Source organism: Pseudoxanthomonas sp. J31, assembly GCF_000510725.1.
Lineage (GTDB): Bacteria > Pseudomonadota > Gammaproteobacteria > Xanthomonadales > Xanthomonadaceae > Pseudoxanthomonas.
Genome location: NZ_AZNZ01000001.1, coordinates 338,395 through 353,016, shown reverse-complemented (window position 1 = coordinate 353,016; position 14,622 = coordinate 338,395). Strand labels below are relative to the sequence as shown.

Sequence of the window (14,622 nt, the reverse complement as noted above, 5' to 3'; positions counted from 1 at the left end):
TCCTGGTCATCGAAGGCAGATTAGCATGCGCGCGCAAGGCCGCGCAGGCATTGGGATTTCCCGCTTCAGTGCCAGGCATGGACCGGACGGTGGCTGCGCACCGCCATCACCAGCCCCAGCCCGGCCAGCAGCGACACCGCCGAGGTGCCGCCATAGCTCAGCAGCGGCATCGGCACGCCGACCACCGGCAGCAGGCCGGAGACCATGCCGCCGTTGACCAGCACGTAGACGAAGAAGGCCAGGCCCAGCGAGCCGGCCAGCAGCCGCGAGTAGCCGTCGCGCGCCTGCGCCGCGATCCACAGGCAGCGCCCGATCACGAACAGGTACAGGGCCAGCATGGTGGCCACGCCGATCCAGCCGAACTCCTCGCTGAGCACGGCGAAGGCGAAGTCGGTGGTCTGCTCGGGGATGAAGTTCAGGTGCGACTGGCTGCCCTCGCCCCAGCCCTTGCCGGTGAGGCCGCCGGAACCGATCGCGATCTTGGACTGGATGATGTTCCAGCCGGCTCCCAGCGGATCGCGCTCCGGATCGAGGAAGGTCAGGATCCGGTCCTTCTGGTACGGCCGCAGCAGCCAGAACCAGGCCACCGGCGCCACCGCGGCCACGCCGCCGATGCCGACCCCGACCCACCACCACGGCAGGCCGGCCAGCAGCAGGGCGAACACGCCGCTGCTGGCGATCAGCATCGCCGTGCCGAAGTCCGGCTGCAGCAGGATCAGCCCGGTCGGCACCGCGATCAGCACGCCGGTGGCCAGCACCGTCGGTACCCGCGGCGGCAGGGGCCGCGAGTGCAGGTACCAGGCGACCATCATCGGCAGGGCGATCTTCAGCAGCTCCGAGGGCTGCAGGTAGAACACGCCGAGGTTGAGCCAGTGCCGGCCGTGCTTGCCGGTGCCCACCAGCAGCACCGCCAGCAGCGGCAGCAGCGACAGCGCGTACACGATCGGCGACCAGGCACGCAGGCGGATCACCGAGACCCGCGACAGCGCCCACATCGCCAGCACGCCCAGGGCGAAGCGCGCGCCCTGGGCCTTGACCAGCGCGGCGCCGCCGGAGGGGCCGCCGGCGCTGTACAGCACCGCCAGGCCGAACGCCATCAGCCCGGCCAGGGCCAGGCACAGCGGCCAGTCCAGGGTGCGCACGAAGCGCCCGGCCAGGTCCAGCAGCCAGCGCAGGAAATCCCTCATGGGTCGCCTCCCTCCTGGTCGGGCGCGGGTCCGGGGGACGCCGGGGCGGCGGGCGCGTCCCCGCCGGGCCCGGCAGGCGGGGCAGGCGACACCTGCGTGCCGGTGCCGTTGTCGGTGCCGTTGTCGCCGCGCCTGCCATCGCCGCTGCCGCCGCCGGCCGCGGGCGTGGCCTGGCGCAGCAGGTGCGGCTGGCGCCGGATCCAGCTGCCGAAGCTGTTGCCGGCGGGATTGCGGTCGCTGGCCAGGGCCGGGGTGCGCCGCGACGCCACCGGCGCGGCCGGCACCGCGGCGGCATCCCCGCCCGCGCCGGCGGATGGCGTGCCCTCCCCGGGCTGCCCCGCCGCGTCCAGCGGCGCGCACCCGGCGCCGCCCTCGCTGCAGGAGGCAGGCTGCGGGGCGCCGTCCAGCGGTTCCAGCCCGTCCGGCAGCTTGCCCAGCAGCCAGGCGTCGAAGATCTTGCGCGCGATCGGCGCGGCGGTGCTGCCGCCGTAGCCGCCGCCCTCCACCGCCACCGCCACCGCGATCTGCGGGTCCTCGGCCGGGGCGAAGCCGATGAACAGCGCGCGGTGGCGCAGGTGCATGGGCAGGCTGCGCGGGTCGACCGCGCTGGTGCCGCGGCGGCTGACCACCTGCGCGGTGCCAGTCTTGCCGGCGATCCGGTACGGCGCACCGACGCCGATCGCGCGCGCGGTGCCGCCGGGGCCGTGCACGGTCATCTCCATGCCCTCGCGCACCACCCGGAGGTTGTCCGGGCGCTCGCTGATCCGCTCCGGCTCGCCGCCGGGCAGCGGCGCCCACGGCGCGTCGAAGCGGTCGCGGCGCGCCTCCACCAGGCGCGGACGGCGTAGCCGGCCCTCGTCGGCCAGGGCACCGGTGGCGCGCACCATCTGCAGCGGGGTGACCTTCCAGTCGCCCTGGCCGATGGAGATGTTCACGGTGTCGCCGGGATACCAGCGCTCCTTGCGCTGCTTCATCTTCCACGCCGGGGTGGGCAGGATGCCCGAGCTCTCGCCGACCAGGTCGATGCCCGAGGGCTGGCCGAAGCCGTAGTGCACCAGGAAGCGCTCGATCCGCTCGATGCCCATGTCCAGCGCCAGCTGGTAGTAGTACGTGTTGACCGAATCGGCGATCGACTTGCGCGCATCGGTCCAGCCATGGCCGCCGCGGTGCGAATCGCCCCAGCCACGGCTGGTGCCGGGCAGGTAGAACATGCCGGTCGAAAGCGTGCGGTCCTCGGGCCGGCGCACGCCGCTGTCCAGGCCGGCCAGGGCCAGGAACGGCTTGAGCGTCGACCCGGGGGCCACGCCGCCGAGCACCGCGCGGTTGAACTGCGGGCGCGAGGGGTTGTCCATCAGCGCGCGGTAGTCGGCGTGGGAGATGCCGTTGACAAACAGGTTGGGGTCGTACGACGGCAGGCTCACCAGCGCCAGGATCTCGCCGGTGCGCGGATCCATCGCCACCGCCGTGCCCTCCAGGTCGCCGAACGCGGCCACGGTGGCGCGCTGCAGCTCGGCGTCGATCGACAGGCGCAGGTCCGCGCCCGGACGCGCCGGCACCCGGCCCACGGTGCGCAGGGCGCGGCCCTGGACGTTGGTCTCGATCTGCTCGTAGCCGACCTTGCCGCGCAGCACGTCCTCGTAGGCGCGCTCGATCCCGGTCTTGCCGATGTGGGTCAGCGCGCTGCCACCCTCGCCCAGCGTCTCCAGGTCCTTCTCGTCGATCCGGCCGACGTAGCCGATCACGTGCGCGAACAGCTCGCCGTAGGGGTAGTGCCGGGTCAGGTACGGCTCCATCTCCACACCCGGGAAGCGCCAGCGGTTGACCGCGAACGCGGCCATCTCCTCGTCGGTGAGGCGCAGCTTCAGGGTGATCGGCCGGAAGCCGCGCCCGGCCTTGCGCTCGCGGCGGAAGCGCTCGATGTCGTCCTCGTCCAGCCGGATCAGCCGGCCGAGCTCGGCCAGCAGCTTCTCGGTGTCGCCGGCCTTGTCCGGGACCACGTCCAGGCGGAAGGCGGGCACGTTCTCGGCCAGCAGCCGGCCCTGGCGGTCGTAGATCATGCCGCGCGCGGGCACCACCGGCCGCGGGCGGATGCGGTTGGCCTCCGAGCGGGTGGCGTAGTCGTCGTGCTGCAGCACCTGCAGGCGGAAATACCAGGCCGCCAGCCCGCCCAGGGCCAGCGCCACGGCGAGGAAGCCGAGCGCGGCGCGGCGCCGGAACTGCTCGGCCTCGGCGTGCGGATTCTTGCTCGCGCGGCGGCTGCCCATGCGATGGCCTCAGTCCCGGCGGCCCAGGCGCAGGGCGTCCAGCAGCAGGAACAGCGGCGGCCACAGCGCCAGGCCCAGCAGCGGCGCCCACCAGTATTCCCATGGCAGCAGCGGCTGCCCCAGGGCCAGGTTCACCGCCGCGTCGACGATGCGGTCGTTGAGCAGCAGCGCGCCGATCGCCAGCGCCTGCTGCGACAGCGGGAAGAAACGCAGCCGGGCGCGGAAGCGCTGCAGGATGAAGGCCATGATCACCAGCCGCAGGGCCTGCTCGCCGAGCAGGCTGCCGTAGGCCAGGTCGGCGACCAGGCCGCAGGCGAAGGCCAGGCCCAGGCCGGCGCGCGAGGGCGTCTCGATCACCCAGTAGGCCAGCACCAGGGCCAGCCAGTACGGCCGCAGCGGCTGCAGCTGCGCGTGCAGCGGCAGCAGGCCCAGCAGCAGCGCCAGCAGCAGGCTCAGCGGCAGCAGCCAGCCACCGAGGCGGTCGCGGGCGCTCATCCGGTCGCCTCCTGCGGAGGCTGTGATTCGTTATTGGGGATTGGTGATTCGGAAGAGCCGGCGGCCGGCTCCCCTTGCGCGGCCGGATCCTCGGCCTCGCCGGGCTCGCCGGGGACGGGAGGGAGCGGCAGGTCGGGGGCGGCGCCGGGGCGCAGGAGCAGGACGTCGCGGCCGCGGTCCAGCTGCGCGGCCGGCCTCAGCTCGCCGACCAGGAAGGCCTGGCTGTCGTCCGGGTGCAGGGCGGTGATGGTGGCCACCGGGAAACCCGGCGGGAAGCGCCCGCCCAGGCCGGAGGTGACCAGCTGGTCGCCAACCTGCACGTCCTGGTTGAGCGGGATGTCGCGCAGCTCCAGGCGGTCGCCGCGGCCGTACACGATCAGGCGCACGCCGTTGCGCGCCACCATCACCGGCACCGCGTGGTCCGGGTCGGTCAGCAGCAGCACGGTGGACTGGGTCGGGGTGGTCTCGATCACCTGGCCGAGCAGGCCGCCGGCGTCGATCACCGCCTGCCCGCGCTGCACGCCCTGGCGGCTGCCGGCACGCAGCACCAGGCGCTGGCGCGAGGGCTCCAGGTCGATGTCCAGGATCGGCACCAGCTGCACGTCCAGGCCGCGCCGCTCGACCACGCCCAGCAGTTCGCGCAGCTGGGCGTTGTCGACCGCGGCGTTGCGCAGCCGGGTCAGGCGCGCATTGGCCACCAGCAGCTCGTTGCGCAGGCGCCGGTTCTCCTCGACCAGGCTGGCGTGCGAGGCCAGGCCGTCGCGCAGCGCGCCGCGGACCGTCCCCGGCAGGCCGGCGATGCTGCGCAGCGGCTGCACCAGCACCGTGGCCTGGGTGCGCACCCACGACAGCCAGCCGCCGCGGTGGTCCAGCACCAGCAGGGTCACGGCCAGGGCGAGGTAGGCCAGCAGCCGCAGGGGACCGGATTCACCGGGGCGCGCAGCGTGTGGGGAACCGACGTAGGACGACACGGACGGTGATCAGTCGGGGCAGCGCGGCGGAGATGGGAGTATGGCGGCAGCGTCCGCCGCTGGCGAACGCCGCCCCGGCGCGGGGCGGCGCGGAGGGCGCGGGTCAGTCCGGCGCGAAGAACTCGTTGCCGTGCATGTCGACCAGCTCCAGCGCGCGGCCGCCACCGCGGGCCACGCAGGTCAGCGGGTCGTCGGCGACCTGCACGTGCAGGCCGGTCTCCTCGGAGATCAGCTTGTCCAGGTCGGCCAGCAGGGCGCCGCCGCCGGTCAGCACGATGCCGCGCTCGGCCACGTCCGCGCCCAGCTCCGGCGGGGTCTGCTCCAGCGCCAGCTTGACCGCCGAGACGATGCCCGACAGCGGCTCGTGCAGCGCCTCCAGCACCTCGTTGGAGTTGATCTTGATCATCTTCGGCACGCCCTCGGCGAGGTTGCGGCCGGTGATCTCCATCTCCTTGGCCTCGGCCTGCGGATAGGCGCAACCCAGCTCCATCTTGATCCGCTCGGCGGTCACCTCGCCGATCAGCATGCCGTGGTTGCGGCGCACGTAGTTGGTGATCGCCTCGTCGAAGCGGTCGCCGCCGATGCGCACCGAAGCCGAATACACGATGCCGTTGAGCGAGATCACGGCGACCTCGGTGGTACCGCCGCCGATGTCGATGACCATCGAGCCGCGCGCCTCGGACACCGGCATGCCGGCGCCGATCGCCGCGGCCATCGGCTCCTCGATCAGGTAGACGTCGCGGGCGCCGGCCTCCTCGGCCGATTCCTTGATCGCGCGGCGCTCGACCTGGGTGGAGCCGGCCGGCACGCACACCAGCACGCGCGGGCTCGGACGCAGGACCCGGGCCTTGTGCACCTTCTTGATGAAGTGCTTGAGCATGGCCTCGGTGTAGGTGAAGTCGGCGATCACGCCATCCTTCATCGGCCGGATGGTGGTGATGTTGCCCGGGGTGCGGCCCAGCATCTGCTTGGCCTCCGCGCCCACCGCCGCGACCGAGCGGGTGCCGCCGATCGCGCGGTCCTGGCGCACGGCCACCACCGAAGGCTCGTTCAGCACGATGCCCTGCCCGCGGACGTAGATCAGGGTATTGGCCGTGCCCAGGTCGATGGACAGGTCGTTGGAGAACATGCCGCGGAGCTTCTTGAACATCGAGGGGCGGTCCTGGGGTTTCCGGTCTGGAGGAGGCGGGCGTGACGGAACCGGCTGGACGCCGGCGCTTGCGGCGGTCGGCGCGCGAGGCGCGCCGATGGCGAAAAATTGGACAGCGAAAACAGGCCGGCTAGCCTAGCAACGGGGCCGGTCGCGGGCAAGGAATTCCGCGGTAATCCGCGGGTTTGGACGCATCCGGGGCGCCGCCGGCGGCGCCCGCCCCGAGGCCCGGGCTGGCCGCGCGGGGGCGCAGCCGGTAACCTTTGCGCCGCGGCGCAAGGCCGCAGCCCCTGTCACGCGCGCCGCGCGCGCCCGAGTACCAAGCCGATGTCCACCCTGATCTGTGGTTCCCTCGCCTACGACACCATCATGGTGTTCCCGGACCAGTTCAAGAACCACATCCTGCCGGACAAGGTGCACATCCTGAACGTCTCCTTCCTGGTCCCGCGCATGCGCCGGGAGTTCGGTGGCTGCGCCGGCAACATCGCCTACAACCTCCACCTGCTCGGCGGCAAGCCGGTGCCGATGGGCACCGTTGGCGGCGATTTCGGCCCTTATCGTGAGCATTTCGAGTCCCTTGGCATCGACCTGTCGCAGGTCAAGGTGATCGAGGAGCTGTTCACCCCGCAGGCCTTCATCACCACCGACCACGACAACAACCAGATCACCGCCTTCCACCCGGGCGCGATGATGCGTTCGCACGAGAACCACGTGAAGGACGTGCCGGGGATCACCCTGGGCCTGGTCGGCCCGGACGGCCGCGAGGGCATGTTGCAGAACGCCGCCGAGTTCCACGAGATGGGCGTGCCGTTCATCTTCGACCCGGGCCAGGCCATGCCGCTGTTCAACGGCCAGGAGCTGCGCCAGTTCATCGAGCTGGCCGACTACGTGGTGGTCAACGACTACGAGTCCAACCTGCTGCAGGAGCGCACCGGCTGGACCGACCGCGAGATCGTCTCGCGGGTGAAGGCCTACATCACCACCCAGGGCCCGCGTGGCGCCCTGGTGCATACCCCGGAGAAGACCTACGAGGTGCCGCCGGCGCACGAGCGCCGGGTGGTCGATCCGACCGGCTGCGGCGACGCCTTCCGCGCCGGCCTGATCTTCGGCATCGAGAAGGGCTACGACTGGCTGACCATCGGCCGCATGGGCAACCTGATGGGGGCGCTCAAGGTCGAGCACCCCGGCACCCAGAACCAGCGCTTCGACTTCGCCGAGTTCAACGAGCACTTCCGCCAGCAGTTCGGCTACAGCCTCGAGTAAGGCGGCCCGCGCCGCCGGGCAGGCGCCCGGCACCGCCGTCGCCGCGGGCCAGGCCAGCCCGCGCCTTCGCTTTCAGCCTTCCGCCGGCGGGCTTGCCGCCGCGGGCGCCGCCCTGGCCGCCTGCTCCAGCCAGGCCGGCAGATCGCGCCGGCGCACGCCCTGGCGGCGGGCCAGGGCCAGCTGCTCCAGCATCCACTGCCGCCGCGCCGGGTCCTCGCCGGCCAGCGACAGCGCCAGGTCGCGGTCCATCCAGCGCCGCACCAGCACGAACAGGACCACGTGCAGGGCGATGGCCAGCACGCTGACCACCGCCACGACCACGTAGTCCAGGTTCGGCATGGCGGCGTCAGTCCCAGCCCGGCATCTGGCTGCCGTCCAGGCCGCCGGTCTCGAACACCGCGGTGCGGCTGCCGCCGGCCTTCACCGGGAAGCTGATCTCCAGCCGCCGCGCCTGGCGCATGCGCTTCCACAGCCCGCGGTAGTCCTCGATGAACATGGCGATGGCCTCGTCGGTTTTCGGGCGCCAAGCCGACATCGGCCGCGCCGCGGCATCGTCGAACTTCACCTGGACCTTGCAGCCGCCGTAGCAGTCGAAGTCGCCGCCCTCCAGCACCAGGTAGGCGCTGCGCTTCCACTCGGGATGGTCGCGGATCACCAGCTGCACCGCGGCCGGCCGGCTGCCGCCGGTGTCCACCGGCTCCTGGCTGAGGATCGCCGCGGTGCGCTGTTCGCCCCTGCCGGCCGGCACCCGGGCGTAGTTCCACAGGCTGGCCAGGCGGCGCTGCTCGCGCGCCTCCTCGGCGCGCGCCTTGACCTCCTCCAGCCCGGGGCCGATGGCCGCGGCGGCCTCGCTGTCCGGGTACTGGTCCAGCAGGGCCACGCCGTGGACCCGCGCCAGTTCCCAGTTGCGGTCGGCCACCGCCGCCTCGTACTGGCGCTGCAGTTCCGCCGCGGCACGGGCCCGGGCCTCGGCCTCGGCGGCCAGCTGCGCCTGGCGCTGGGCCTCGCGGTCGGTGCAGGCGCTGGCGCCGGCCAGGGTGGCGGCCAGCAGCAGGGCCAGGGACAGTCGCGGACGGATCGGCTGCATGTCTTGCTTCCTCGGGCGGGCGCGCCGGGTGGGCCGGCGCGCCCGGGGTCTTACTGCTTCGCGCCTTCGGCGCGGGCCAGGATCGCCTCCACCGAGGCGGTGGTGATCGGGTGGTAGCCGGGCCTGGCGCGCTCGAACACCTCGCGGGCGAAGGCCAGGCCGTCCGGCGTCTTCACCAGCTCCAGGTACACCGGCAGGATCAGCTTGCGCCGGCCGACCCGCTGGATGAACTCGCCGGCCGCCGGGCGCGCCTCGAGGTAGCCGCTGCGCAGGGCCAGCGGATACCAGCGCATGGCGATCTCGCCGTTCGGGGTGCCGGTGAAGCGGTAGGCCTTGTCCAGCTGCGCCAGCCGCGCGGGCTCGAGGCTCTGGCCCATGCCTTCCAGGAAGCGCACCCAGGCCTGGGTGCCCCAGTCGGCGGTCACCTGCGGGCTGGGCAGCTCGCCGCTGCCGAGCCAGGCGATGCGCGCGCTGTCCACGCTGGCGAAGGTGCGCGCCTGCGCCGGGGTGGCGAACGCGGGGATGCCGGGCTGGTTGAGCCAGGCGTCCAGCTCTTCCTCGGTCACCGCCATCGGGTTGTCCTTCAGCAGCTTCTCGCGCAGGTAGGCGACGAACTGCTCGCTGTCGGCGCTCTGGAAGGCGTGATCGTCGAACCAGCCGCGCAGGAAGGGGTCGAACTTCGCGCGGCCCACCCGCTGCTCCAGGAACTGCAGGAACCAGGCGCCCTTGGTGTAGGCCACCTCGCTCAGCGCCTCGTCCGGGTCGCGTGCGGCCAGCGGCGGCAGCACCAGCAGCTGGTCCTGGGCGGCCATGTGCTCCATGTCGGCCTTGACCCCGGCCTGGTCGATCTGGCGCTCCATCTCGGCCAGCTCCTCGCCGTACAGCGCCTCGACGATGCGGCCCTGGACGTAGGTGGTGAAGCCCTCGTTGAGCCAGATGTCCTTCCAGCTGGCGTTGGTGACCAGGTTGCCGGACCAGCTGTGCGCCAGCTCGTGGGCGATCAGCGAGACCAGCGACTTGTCGCCGACGATCACGGTCGGGGTGATGAAGCTCAGGCGCGGGTTCTCCATGCCGCCGAACGGGAACGACGGCGGCAGCACCAGCATGTCGTAGCGCTCCCACCGGTAGGCGCCGTACAGGCCCTCGGTGGCGACGATCATCTGCTCGGTGTCCTCGAACTCCTTCACCGCGCGGTCGACCATGGACGGCTCGGCCCACACGCCGCTGCGCGCGGAGATCGGCTTGAACACCAGGTCGCCGGCGGCGATCGCCAGCAGGTAGGACGGGATCGGCTGCGGCATGGTGAAGCTGTAGTCGCCGTCGCGCACCGCCGCCGGGTCGTTGTCGGCGCTCATCAGCACCATCACGTCCGGGCGGGTGGTGACGTGCGCGCTATAGGTGAAGCGCACGCCCGGGGTGTCCTGCAGCGGCACCCAGCTGCGGGCATGGATCGCCTGCGACTGGCTGAACATGAAGGGCAGCTTGCCGCCCTCGGTCATCGACGGCTCCAGCCACTGCAGGCCGGAAGCCTGCGGCGAGGTGGCGTAGGTGACGCGGATCCTGGCGTTGCGCTGCGGCGCCTGGATGGTCAGCTTGCTGCCGAACACCGGGTCGGCCTCGGCCAGCTCGAACTGCAGCGGGGTCCAGGCGCCGTCGACCTCGCCCTCGACCTTGTCGATGGCCAGGTCGCGGGTGTCCAGCACCAGCTGGGTGGCCTTCGGATCGGCCCACTGCAGGGCGTAGGTGGCGGTGCCCGACAGCTGGCGGGCGTCGAAGTCCAGCTTCAGGTCCAGCGCCAGGTCGGCGATGCGCACCTTGTCCGGCTCGGACCAGGAGCTTTCGTCGTGGCGGCGGGCCGAGGCCTGGGCGGCCTGGGCCGGGCGGGCCTGGGGATTGGCGGGATCGGCCGGACCGGCCTGTTCGCCGGAGCAGCCGCTGGCGGCGGCGGTCATGGCAAGGGTGAGCAGCAGGGCTGGAAAGCGCATGTTCGAGGGTCAAGCGGAAAACAGCGAGTGTACCGCGCGCCCGCGCCCCGGCCACCCGCCGACGCGCAGGCCGGGCAAGCCGGAAGGACAATCCGGGCCGCCTGGCGGCCCGCGCGCTCAGACCTTGTAGCCGGTATGCACCGCGACGATGCCGGCGCTGAGGTTCACGTAGCCGCAGCGCGACAGCCCGGCCTCTTCCATCATCGCCTTCAGCTGCTCCTGCGGCGGATGCTTGCGGATGCTCTCGGCCAGGTACTGGTAGCTGGCGGCATCGCCGGCGAACAGCTGGCCCAGCCTCGGCAGCACCTTGAACGAGTGGAAGTCGTAGATCGGCCGGAACCACTCGGCCTTCACCTCGGAGAACTCCAGCACCCGCGCCTGGCCACCCACGCGCAGCACGCGCGCGATCTCGCGCAGGGCCGCGTCCTTGTCGGTGACGTTGCGCAGGCCGAAGGCCATGGTCACCAGGTCGAAGCTGCCATCCGGGAATGGCAGCTTCTCGGCGTTGCACTGCACGTACTCCAGGCCCGAGACCAGGCCGCGGTCGGTGAGGCGGTCGCGGCCGACCGAGAGCATGCCGGCGTTGATGTCGCCCAGCACGATCTGCCCGGTGGCGCCCACGCGCGGCTTGAGCAGCGCGGCGATGTCGCCGGTGCCGCCGGCCAGGTCCAGCACCCGGTCGCCCGGCTTCACCTGGCAGGTGGCGGTGAAGTAGCGCTTCCACGCGCGGTGGATGCCCAGGCTCATCAGGTCGTTCATCAGGTCGTACTTGCGCGCGACCGAGGTGAAGACCTGGCCCACCAGCTTCTGCTTCTCCGTGGCCGGGACGTCCCGGAAGCCGAAGTGGGTGGTGCCGCGTTCGTAGGGGGATTCGCTCATGCGGCAATTATGGCACCACGGGCGTGGAGGCCGCCCGCCGGGCGCGCGGTTCCGGCCAGTTCATAAGCCAAGCTTACAATATGGCTCCCATGGAAACCCACTCCCCCTCCCGCGGCGACGACAGCTTCGGCTTCCTGCTGGTCACCGCCGCCCGCCTGCTGCGCCAGCGCTTCGAGGCCGCCCTGGCCGCGGCCGACCTGGACATGACCCCCGGCGAGGCCCGCACCCTGGTGGTGGCCGACAAGCTCGGCCCGGTGCGCCAGACCGAGCTGGCTGCGGCGCTGTCGATCGAGCCGATGTCGCTGGTCGCCCACCTGGACCGGCTGGAGGCGCGCGGCATGGTCGAGCGGCGGCCCGATCCGGACGACCGCCGCAGCAAGCGCGTGCACCTGGCGCCGAAGGCGCGCCCGGCCCTGCGCCGGATCCTGCGCGTGCTCGGCCAGGCGCGCGAGCAGGCCATGCAGGACTTCGGCCCGGACGAGACCGCGCAGTTCCACGACTACCTGCGGCGGCTGTGCCGCAGCCTTGGCGCCGCGCCCGGGGACGGCAACGGCTGAACCCCGATGGACCCGCGCTACATCCCGCGGCAGTGGCTCCCGCACGAACGCCCGACCTTCCCCGGCTCGCCGTCCACGCCCCACCATCCCACCCTGCGCCGGCTGCAGTTCGCCGGCGTGGGCGTGCTGGTGGCGCTGGCCGGCGGCCTCGGCAACGCCCTGGTCAGCGCCAACCTGCCCTACCTGCAGGGCAACTTCGGCGCCTATGCCTGGGAAATGCAGTGGCTGCCGGCGGCGTTCTTCATGACCAGCATGTCGGCCAACCTGGTGCTGGTGAAGTTCCGCCAGCAGTACGGCCTGCGCCTGTTCACCGAGATCTGCCTGGCGCTGTACGCGGCCATCGCCCTGGCCCACCTGTTCGCCAACGACCTCGGCTCGGCGGTGGCGGTGCGTGCCGCGCATGGCCTGTGCGCCACCGCGCTCAACTCGCTGGGCGTGTACTACATGATCCAGGCCTTCCCGCCCGAGCACCGCCGCAAGGCCCTGGCCATCGCCCTGGGCCTGACCCAGCTGCCGATCCCGCTGGCGCGGATGTTCTCCACCGAGCTGCTGCAGCTGGGCGAATGGCGCGGCCTGCACGTGTTCGAACTGGGCCTGGCGATGGTGGCGCTGGCCGGGGTGCTGGCGGTGAAGCTGCCGCCCGGCGACCGCTACAAGGTGTTCGAGCGGCTGGACCTGGCCACCCTGCTGAGCTTCATCCCCGGCGCCGCGGGCCTGGCCGTGGTCCTGGCCTTCGGCCCGGTGCTGTGGTGGACCGACACCCCCTGGCTGGGCCTGGTGCTGGCCGCCTCGCTGGCCCTGCTGGCGGTGGCCGCGGTGATCGAGCACAACCGCCGCAATCCCATGCTCAACCTGCGCTGGCTGGCCAGCGGCGACCTGCTGCGGCTGACCCTGTCGATCCTGCTGATCCGCGTCTGCCTGTCCGAGCACAGCTTCGGCGCGGTGCCGATGTTCCAGCAGCTGGGCCTGGACAACGCCCAGCTGCAGGTGATGTCGGCGATGGTGGTGGCCGGCTGCCTGTGCGGGATCGCGGCCAGTGCCCTGACCCTGGCGCCGCCGAACTTCCCGCAGCAGCTGATCGCGGCGGTGCTGCTGATCGCCACCGGCGCGTTCATCGACGCGCACGCCACCAGCCAGACCCGGCCGGCACAGATGTACCTCAGCCAGTTCCTGATCGGCTGCGGCAGCACCGTCTTCATCGCCCCGGCCATGCTCAGCGGCATCGGCAAGGTGCTGGCCCAGCCGCGCAACTTCATCAGCTTCATCGTCCTGTTCGGCATGGCCCAGGGCCTGGGCAGCCTGCTCGGCAGCGCGGTGCTCGGCAGCTTCCTCACCGTGCGCACCCGGCTGCACGCCGCGCGCCTGGGCGAGGGCCTGGAGCTGCCCGACCCGCAGGTGGCCGCGCGCCTGCACGGCTACGCCGCGCTGCACCTGCACGACGTGCCCGATGCGGCGCAGCGCCAGCTGCAGGCGCTGCGCATGCTCGGCCAGGCCACCGGGCGCGAAGCCACGGTGCTGGCCTACAACGACCTGTTCCTGCTGGTCGGCTGGCTGTCGCTGGCCACCCTGGCCTGGCTGCTGGCCGACCTGTACCTGCGCCGGCGCAAGGCCGCGCCGCAACCCACCGCACCCGGCGCGTCGCCCGCGCCCGCTTCCCCCGCACGCCCATGAACGCCCCCGCCACCGCCTCCCCCACCGCCTCCACGCCGCAGCCCGCCGCGCCCCGGCGCCGGCTCTTGGCCACACTGGGCATCGCCGCGCTCGCGCTGGCGGGGATCGGACTGGTGCTCTACGCCTGGCAGGTCCCGCCGTTCCACGGCGCCATCGAACGCACCGAGGACGCCCAGGTGCAGGGCCAGGTCACCCTGGTCGCACCGCAGGTGGAAGGCTACGTGGTCGAGGTGGCGGTGCAGGACTTCCAGCAGGTCCGCCGCGGCCAGCTGCTGGCGCGGATCGACGACCGCATCTACGCCCAGCAGCTGCAGCAGGCCCGGGCCCAGCTGCTGGCCGCCCGCGCCGAGCTGGCCGCCTGGGACCAGCAGCGCCGCGGCGCGGCTGCCGCCAGTGCCCAGGTCGCCGCCCGCATCCAGGCGCAGCAGGCCCAGCGCGAGCATGCCGATGCGGTGCTGCGCCGGGCCAACGAACTGGCCGCGCAACGCCTGGTTTCCGAACAGGACCGCGAGGCCGCGCTGGCCAGCGACCGCCAGGCCCGTGCCGACCTCGTCCAGGCCCGCGCCGCGCTGCAGGCCGCGCGCGAGAACGAGCGCGGCATCGAGACCGGGCGCCGGGGCCTGGAAGCGCGGGTGGCCGCCGCCGAGGCGGCGGTGGAACTGGCCCGGATCAACCTCGACAACACCCGCATCCTCGCACCGCGCGACGGCCGCCTGGGCCAGGTAGGCGTGCGCGAGGGCGCATACGTGGCCACTGCGACGACGCTGATGGCACTGGTGCCGGACGAGCTGTGGGTGGTGGCCAATTTCAAGGAGACGCAGATGGCGCGGGTGCAGTCCGGGCAGCCGGTGCGCTTCACCGTCGACGCGCTTGGTGGCCTGGCCCTGTCCGGCCACGTGGAGCGCATCGCCCCGGCCACCGGCGCGCAGTTCTCGGTGCTGCCGCCGGACAACGCCACCGGCAACTTCGTGAAGATCCCGCAGCGCATCCCGGTGCGGATCGGCATCGACCCGGGCCAGGAACCGCTGCTGTCGCGCCTGGCGCCGGGCATGTCGGTGGTGGTGGCGGTGGATACCGGCGCCTGACAACCACGCCCGTCCGGCGTACGCTGGC

Annotated in this window: 12 protein-coding genes and 1 pseudogene; 4 read left to right on the top strand and 9 right to left on the bottom strand. The window is 72.4% G+C overall.

What is annotated here, in order from left to right; translation table 11 throughout:
* Nucleotides 1-65: 65 nt before the first annotated feature.
* From rodA to PSEJ31_RS0101560, 5 genes and pseudogenes are all read right to left on the bottom strand, one after another.
* A complete protein-coding gene (gene rodA / locus PSEJ31_RS0101580) occupies nt 66-1,187 on the bottom strand; it encodes a rod shape-determining protein RodA (RefSeq protein WP_019398170.1) in 1,122 nt (373 codons plus the stop codon).
* A 401-nt stretch (nt 1,188-1,588) separates the two neighbouring features.
* Nucleotides 1,589-3,451: pseudogene (mrdA, locus tag PSEJ31_RS15505) on the bottom strand (penicillin-binding protein 2); the annotation flags it as partial.
* 9 nt (nt 3,452-3,460) lie between these two features.
* Nucleotides 3,461-3,946 (bottom strand): rod shape-determining protein MreD, encoded by a 486-nt coding sequence (gene mreD / locus PSEJ31_RS0101570; RefSeq protein WP_019397792.1) that lies wholly within the window; start codon nt 3,944-3,946, stop codon nt 3,461-3,463.
* Nucleotides 3,943-4,917 carry a rod shape-determining protein MreC gene (mreC, locus tag PSEJ31_RS15500; RefSeq protein WP_084220774.1) on the bottom strand — a complete coding sequence of 325 codons (975 nt, stop codon included), beginning with the start codon at nt 4,915-4,917 and terminating at the stop codon, nt 3,943-3,945. The genes mreD and mreC overlap by 4 nt, the downstream gene beginning before the upstream one ends.
* A 103-nt stretch (nt 4,918-5,020) precedes the next feature.
* The gene (locus PSEJ31_RS0101560) at nt 5,021-6,067 is read right to left on the bottom strand and encodes a rod shape-determining protein (RefSeq protein ID WP_013533965.1); all 1,047 of its coding nucleotides are present in this window, start codon (nt 6,065-6,067) and stop codon (nt 5,021-5,023) included.
* 327 nt (nt 6,068-6,394) lie between these two features.
* Here PSEJ31_RS0101560 and PSEJ31_RS0101555 point away from each other — a divergent pair, with 327 nt between their 5' ends.
* Entirely contained in the window at nt 6,395-7,330 is a 936-nt protein-coding gene (locus tag PSEJ31_RS0101555; RefSeq protein WP_028914442.1) for a carbohydrate kinase family protein, read from the top strand.
* 72 nt (nt 7,331-7,402) lie between these two features.
* Here the strand turns inward: PSEJ31_RS0101555 and PSEJ31_RS0101550 are convergent, their stop codons facing one another.
* The 4 genes from PSEJ31_RS0101550 to ubiE form a co-directional block, all read right to left on the bottom strand.
* Nucleotides 7,403-7,669, bottom strand: a complete 267-nt coding sequence (locus tag PSEJ31_RS0101550; RefSeq protein ID WP_019397789.1) for a hypothetical protein — start codon at nt 7,667-7,669, stop codon at nt 7,403-7,405.
* A gap of 7 nt (nt 7,670-7,676) precedes the next feature.
* Nucleotides 7,677-8,417 carry a hypothetical protein gene (locus PSEJ31_RS0101545; RefSeq protein ID WP_019397788.1) on the bottom strand — a complete coding sequence of 247 codons (741 nt, stop codon included), beginning with the start codon at nt 8,415-8,417 and terminating at the stop codon, nt 7,677-7,679.
* A 50-nt stretch (nt 8,418-8,467) separates the two neighbouring features.
* Nucleotides 8,468-10,402 (bottom strand): M1 family metallopeptidase, encoded by a 1,935-nt coding sequence (locus PSEJ31_RS0101540; protein WP_028914441.1) that lies wholly within the window; start codon nt 10,400-10,402, stop codon nt 8,468-8,470.
* A gap of 117 nt (nt 10,403-10,519) precedes the next feature.
* On the bottom strand, nt 10,520-11,281 hold the full coding sequence (gene ubiE / locus PSEJ31_RS0101535; RefSeq protein WP_019397786.1) for a bifunctional demethylmenaquinone methyltransferase/2-methoxy-6-polyprenyl-1,4-benzoquinol methylase UbiE: 762 nt from the start codon (nt 11,279-11,281) through the stop codon (nt 10,520-10,522).
* A gap of 89 nt (nt 11,282-11,370) precedes the next feature.
* On the opposite strand from ubiE, the gene PSEJ31_RS0101530 reads away from it, so the two are divergent.
* Genes PSEJ31_RS0101530 through PSEJ31_RS0101520 form a run of 3 tightly spaced genes read left to right on the top strand, consistent with a single transcriptional unit; the run spans nt 11,371 to nt 14,594 of the window.
* Nucleotides 11,371-11,838, top strand: a complete 468-nt coding sequence (locus PSEJ31_RS0101530; protein ID WP_026010341.1) for a MarR family transcriptional regulator — start codon at nt 11,371-11,373, stop codon at nt 11,836-11,838.
* Between the two features lie 6 nt (nt 11,839-11,844).
* Nucleotides 11,845-13,509 carry an MFS transporter gene (locus PSEJ31_RS0101525; RefSeq protein WP_028914440.1) on the top strand — a complete coding sequence of 555 codons (1,665 nt, stop codon included), beginning with the start codon at nt 11,845-11,847 and terminating at the stop codon, nt 13,507-13,509.
* Nucleotides 13,506-14,594, top strand: coding sequence for an HlyD family secretion protein (locus PSEJ31_RS0101520; RefSeq protein WP_028914439.1), 1,089 nt, complete (start codon nt 13,506-13,508; stop codon nt 14,592-14,594). The genes PSEJ31_RS0101525 and PSEJ31_RS0101520 overlap by 4 nt, the downstream gene beginning before the upstream one ends.
* The last annotated feature ends 28 nt before the right edge of the window (nt 14,595-14,622 follow it).

Bases quoted from the DNA above. Each gene is read 5' to 3' on its own strand.
- rodA (WP_019398170.1), bottom strand. From the start codon at position 1,187: ATGAGGGATTTCCTGCGCTGGCTGCTGGACCTGGCCGGGCGCTTCGTG.
- mreD (WP_019397792.1), bottom strand. From the start codon at position 3,946: ATGAGCGCCCGCGACCGCCTCGGTGGCTGGCTGCTGCCGCTGAGCCTG.
- PSEJ31_RS0101560 (WP_013533965.1), bottom strand. From the start codon at position 6,067: ATGTTCAAGAAGCTCCGCGGCATGTTCTCCAACGACCTGTCCATCGAC.
- PSEJ31_RS0101555 (WP_028914442.1), top strand. From the start codon at position 6,395: ATGTCCACCCTGATCTGTGGTTCCCTCGCCTACGACACCATCATGGTG.
- PSEJ31_RS0101550 (WP_019397789.1), bottom strand. From the start codon at position 7,669: ATGCCGAACCTGGACTACGTGGTCGTGGCGGTGGTCAGCGTGCTGGCC.
- PSEJ31_RS0101545 (WP_019397788.1), bottom strand. From the start codon at position 8,417: ATGCAGCCGATCCGTCCGCGACTGTCCCTGGCCCTGCTGCTGGCCGCC.
- PSEJ31_RS0101540 (WP_028914441.1), bottom strand. From the start codon at position 10,402: ATGCGCTTTCCAGCCCTGCTGCTCACCCTTGCCATGACCGCCGCCGCC.
- ubiE (WP_019397786.1), bottom strand. From the start codon at position 11,281: ATGAGCGAATCCCCCTACGAACGCGGCACCACCCACTTCGGCTTCCGG.
- PSEJ31_RS0101530 (WP_026010341.1), top strand. From the start codon at position 11,371: ATGGAAACCCACTCCCCCTCCCGCGGCGACGACAGCTTCGGCTTCCTG.
- PSEJ31_RS0101525 (WP_028914440.1), top strand. From the start codon at position 11,845: ATGGACCCGCGCTACATCCCGCGGCAGTGGCTCCCGCACGAACGCCCG.
- PSEJ31_RS0101520 (WP_028914439.1), top strand. From the start codon at position 13,506: ATGAACGCCCCCGCCACCGCCTCCCCCACCGCCTCCACGCCGCAGCCC.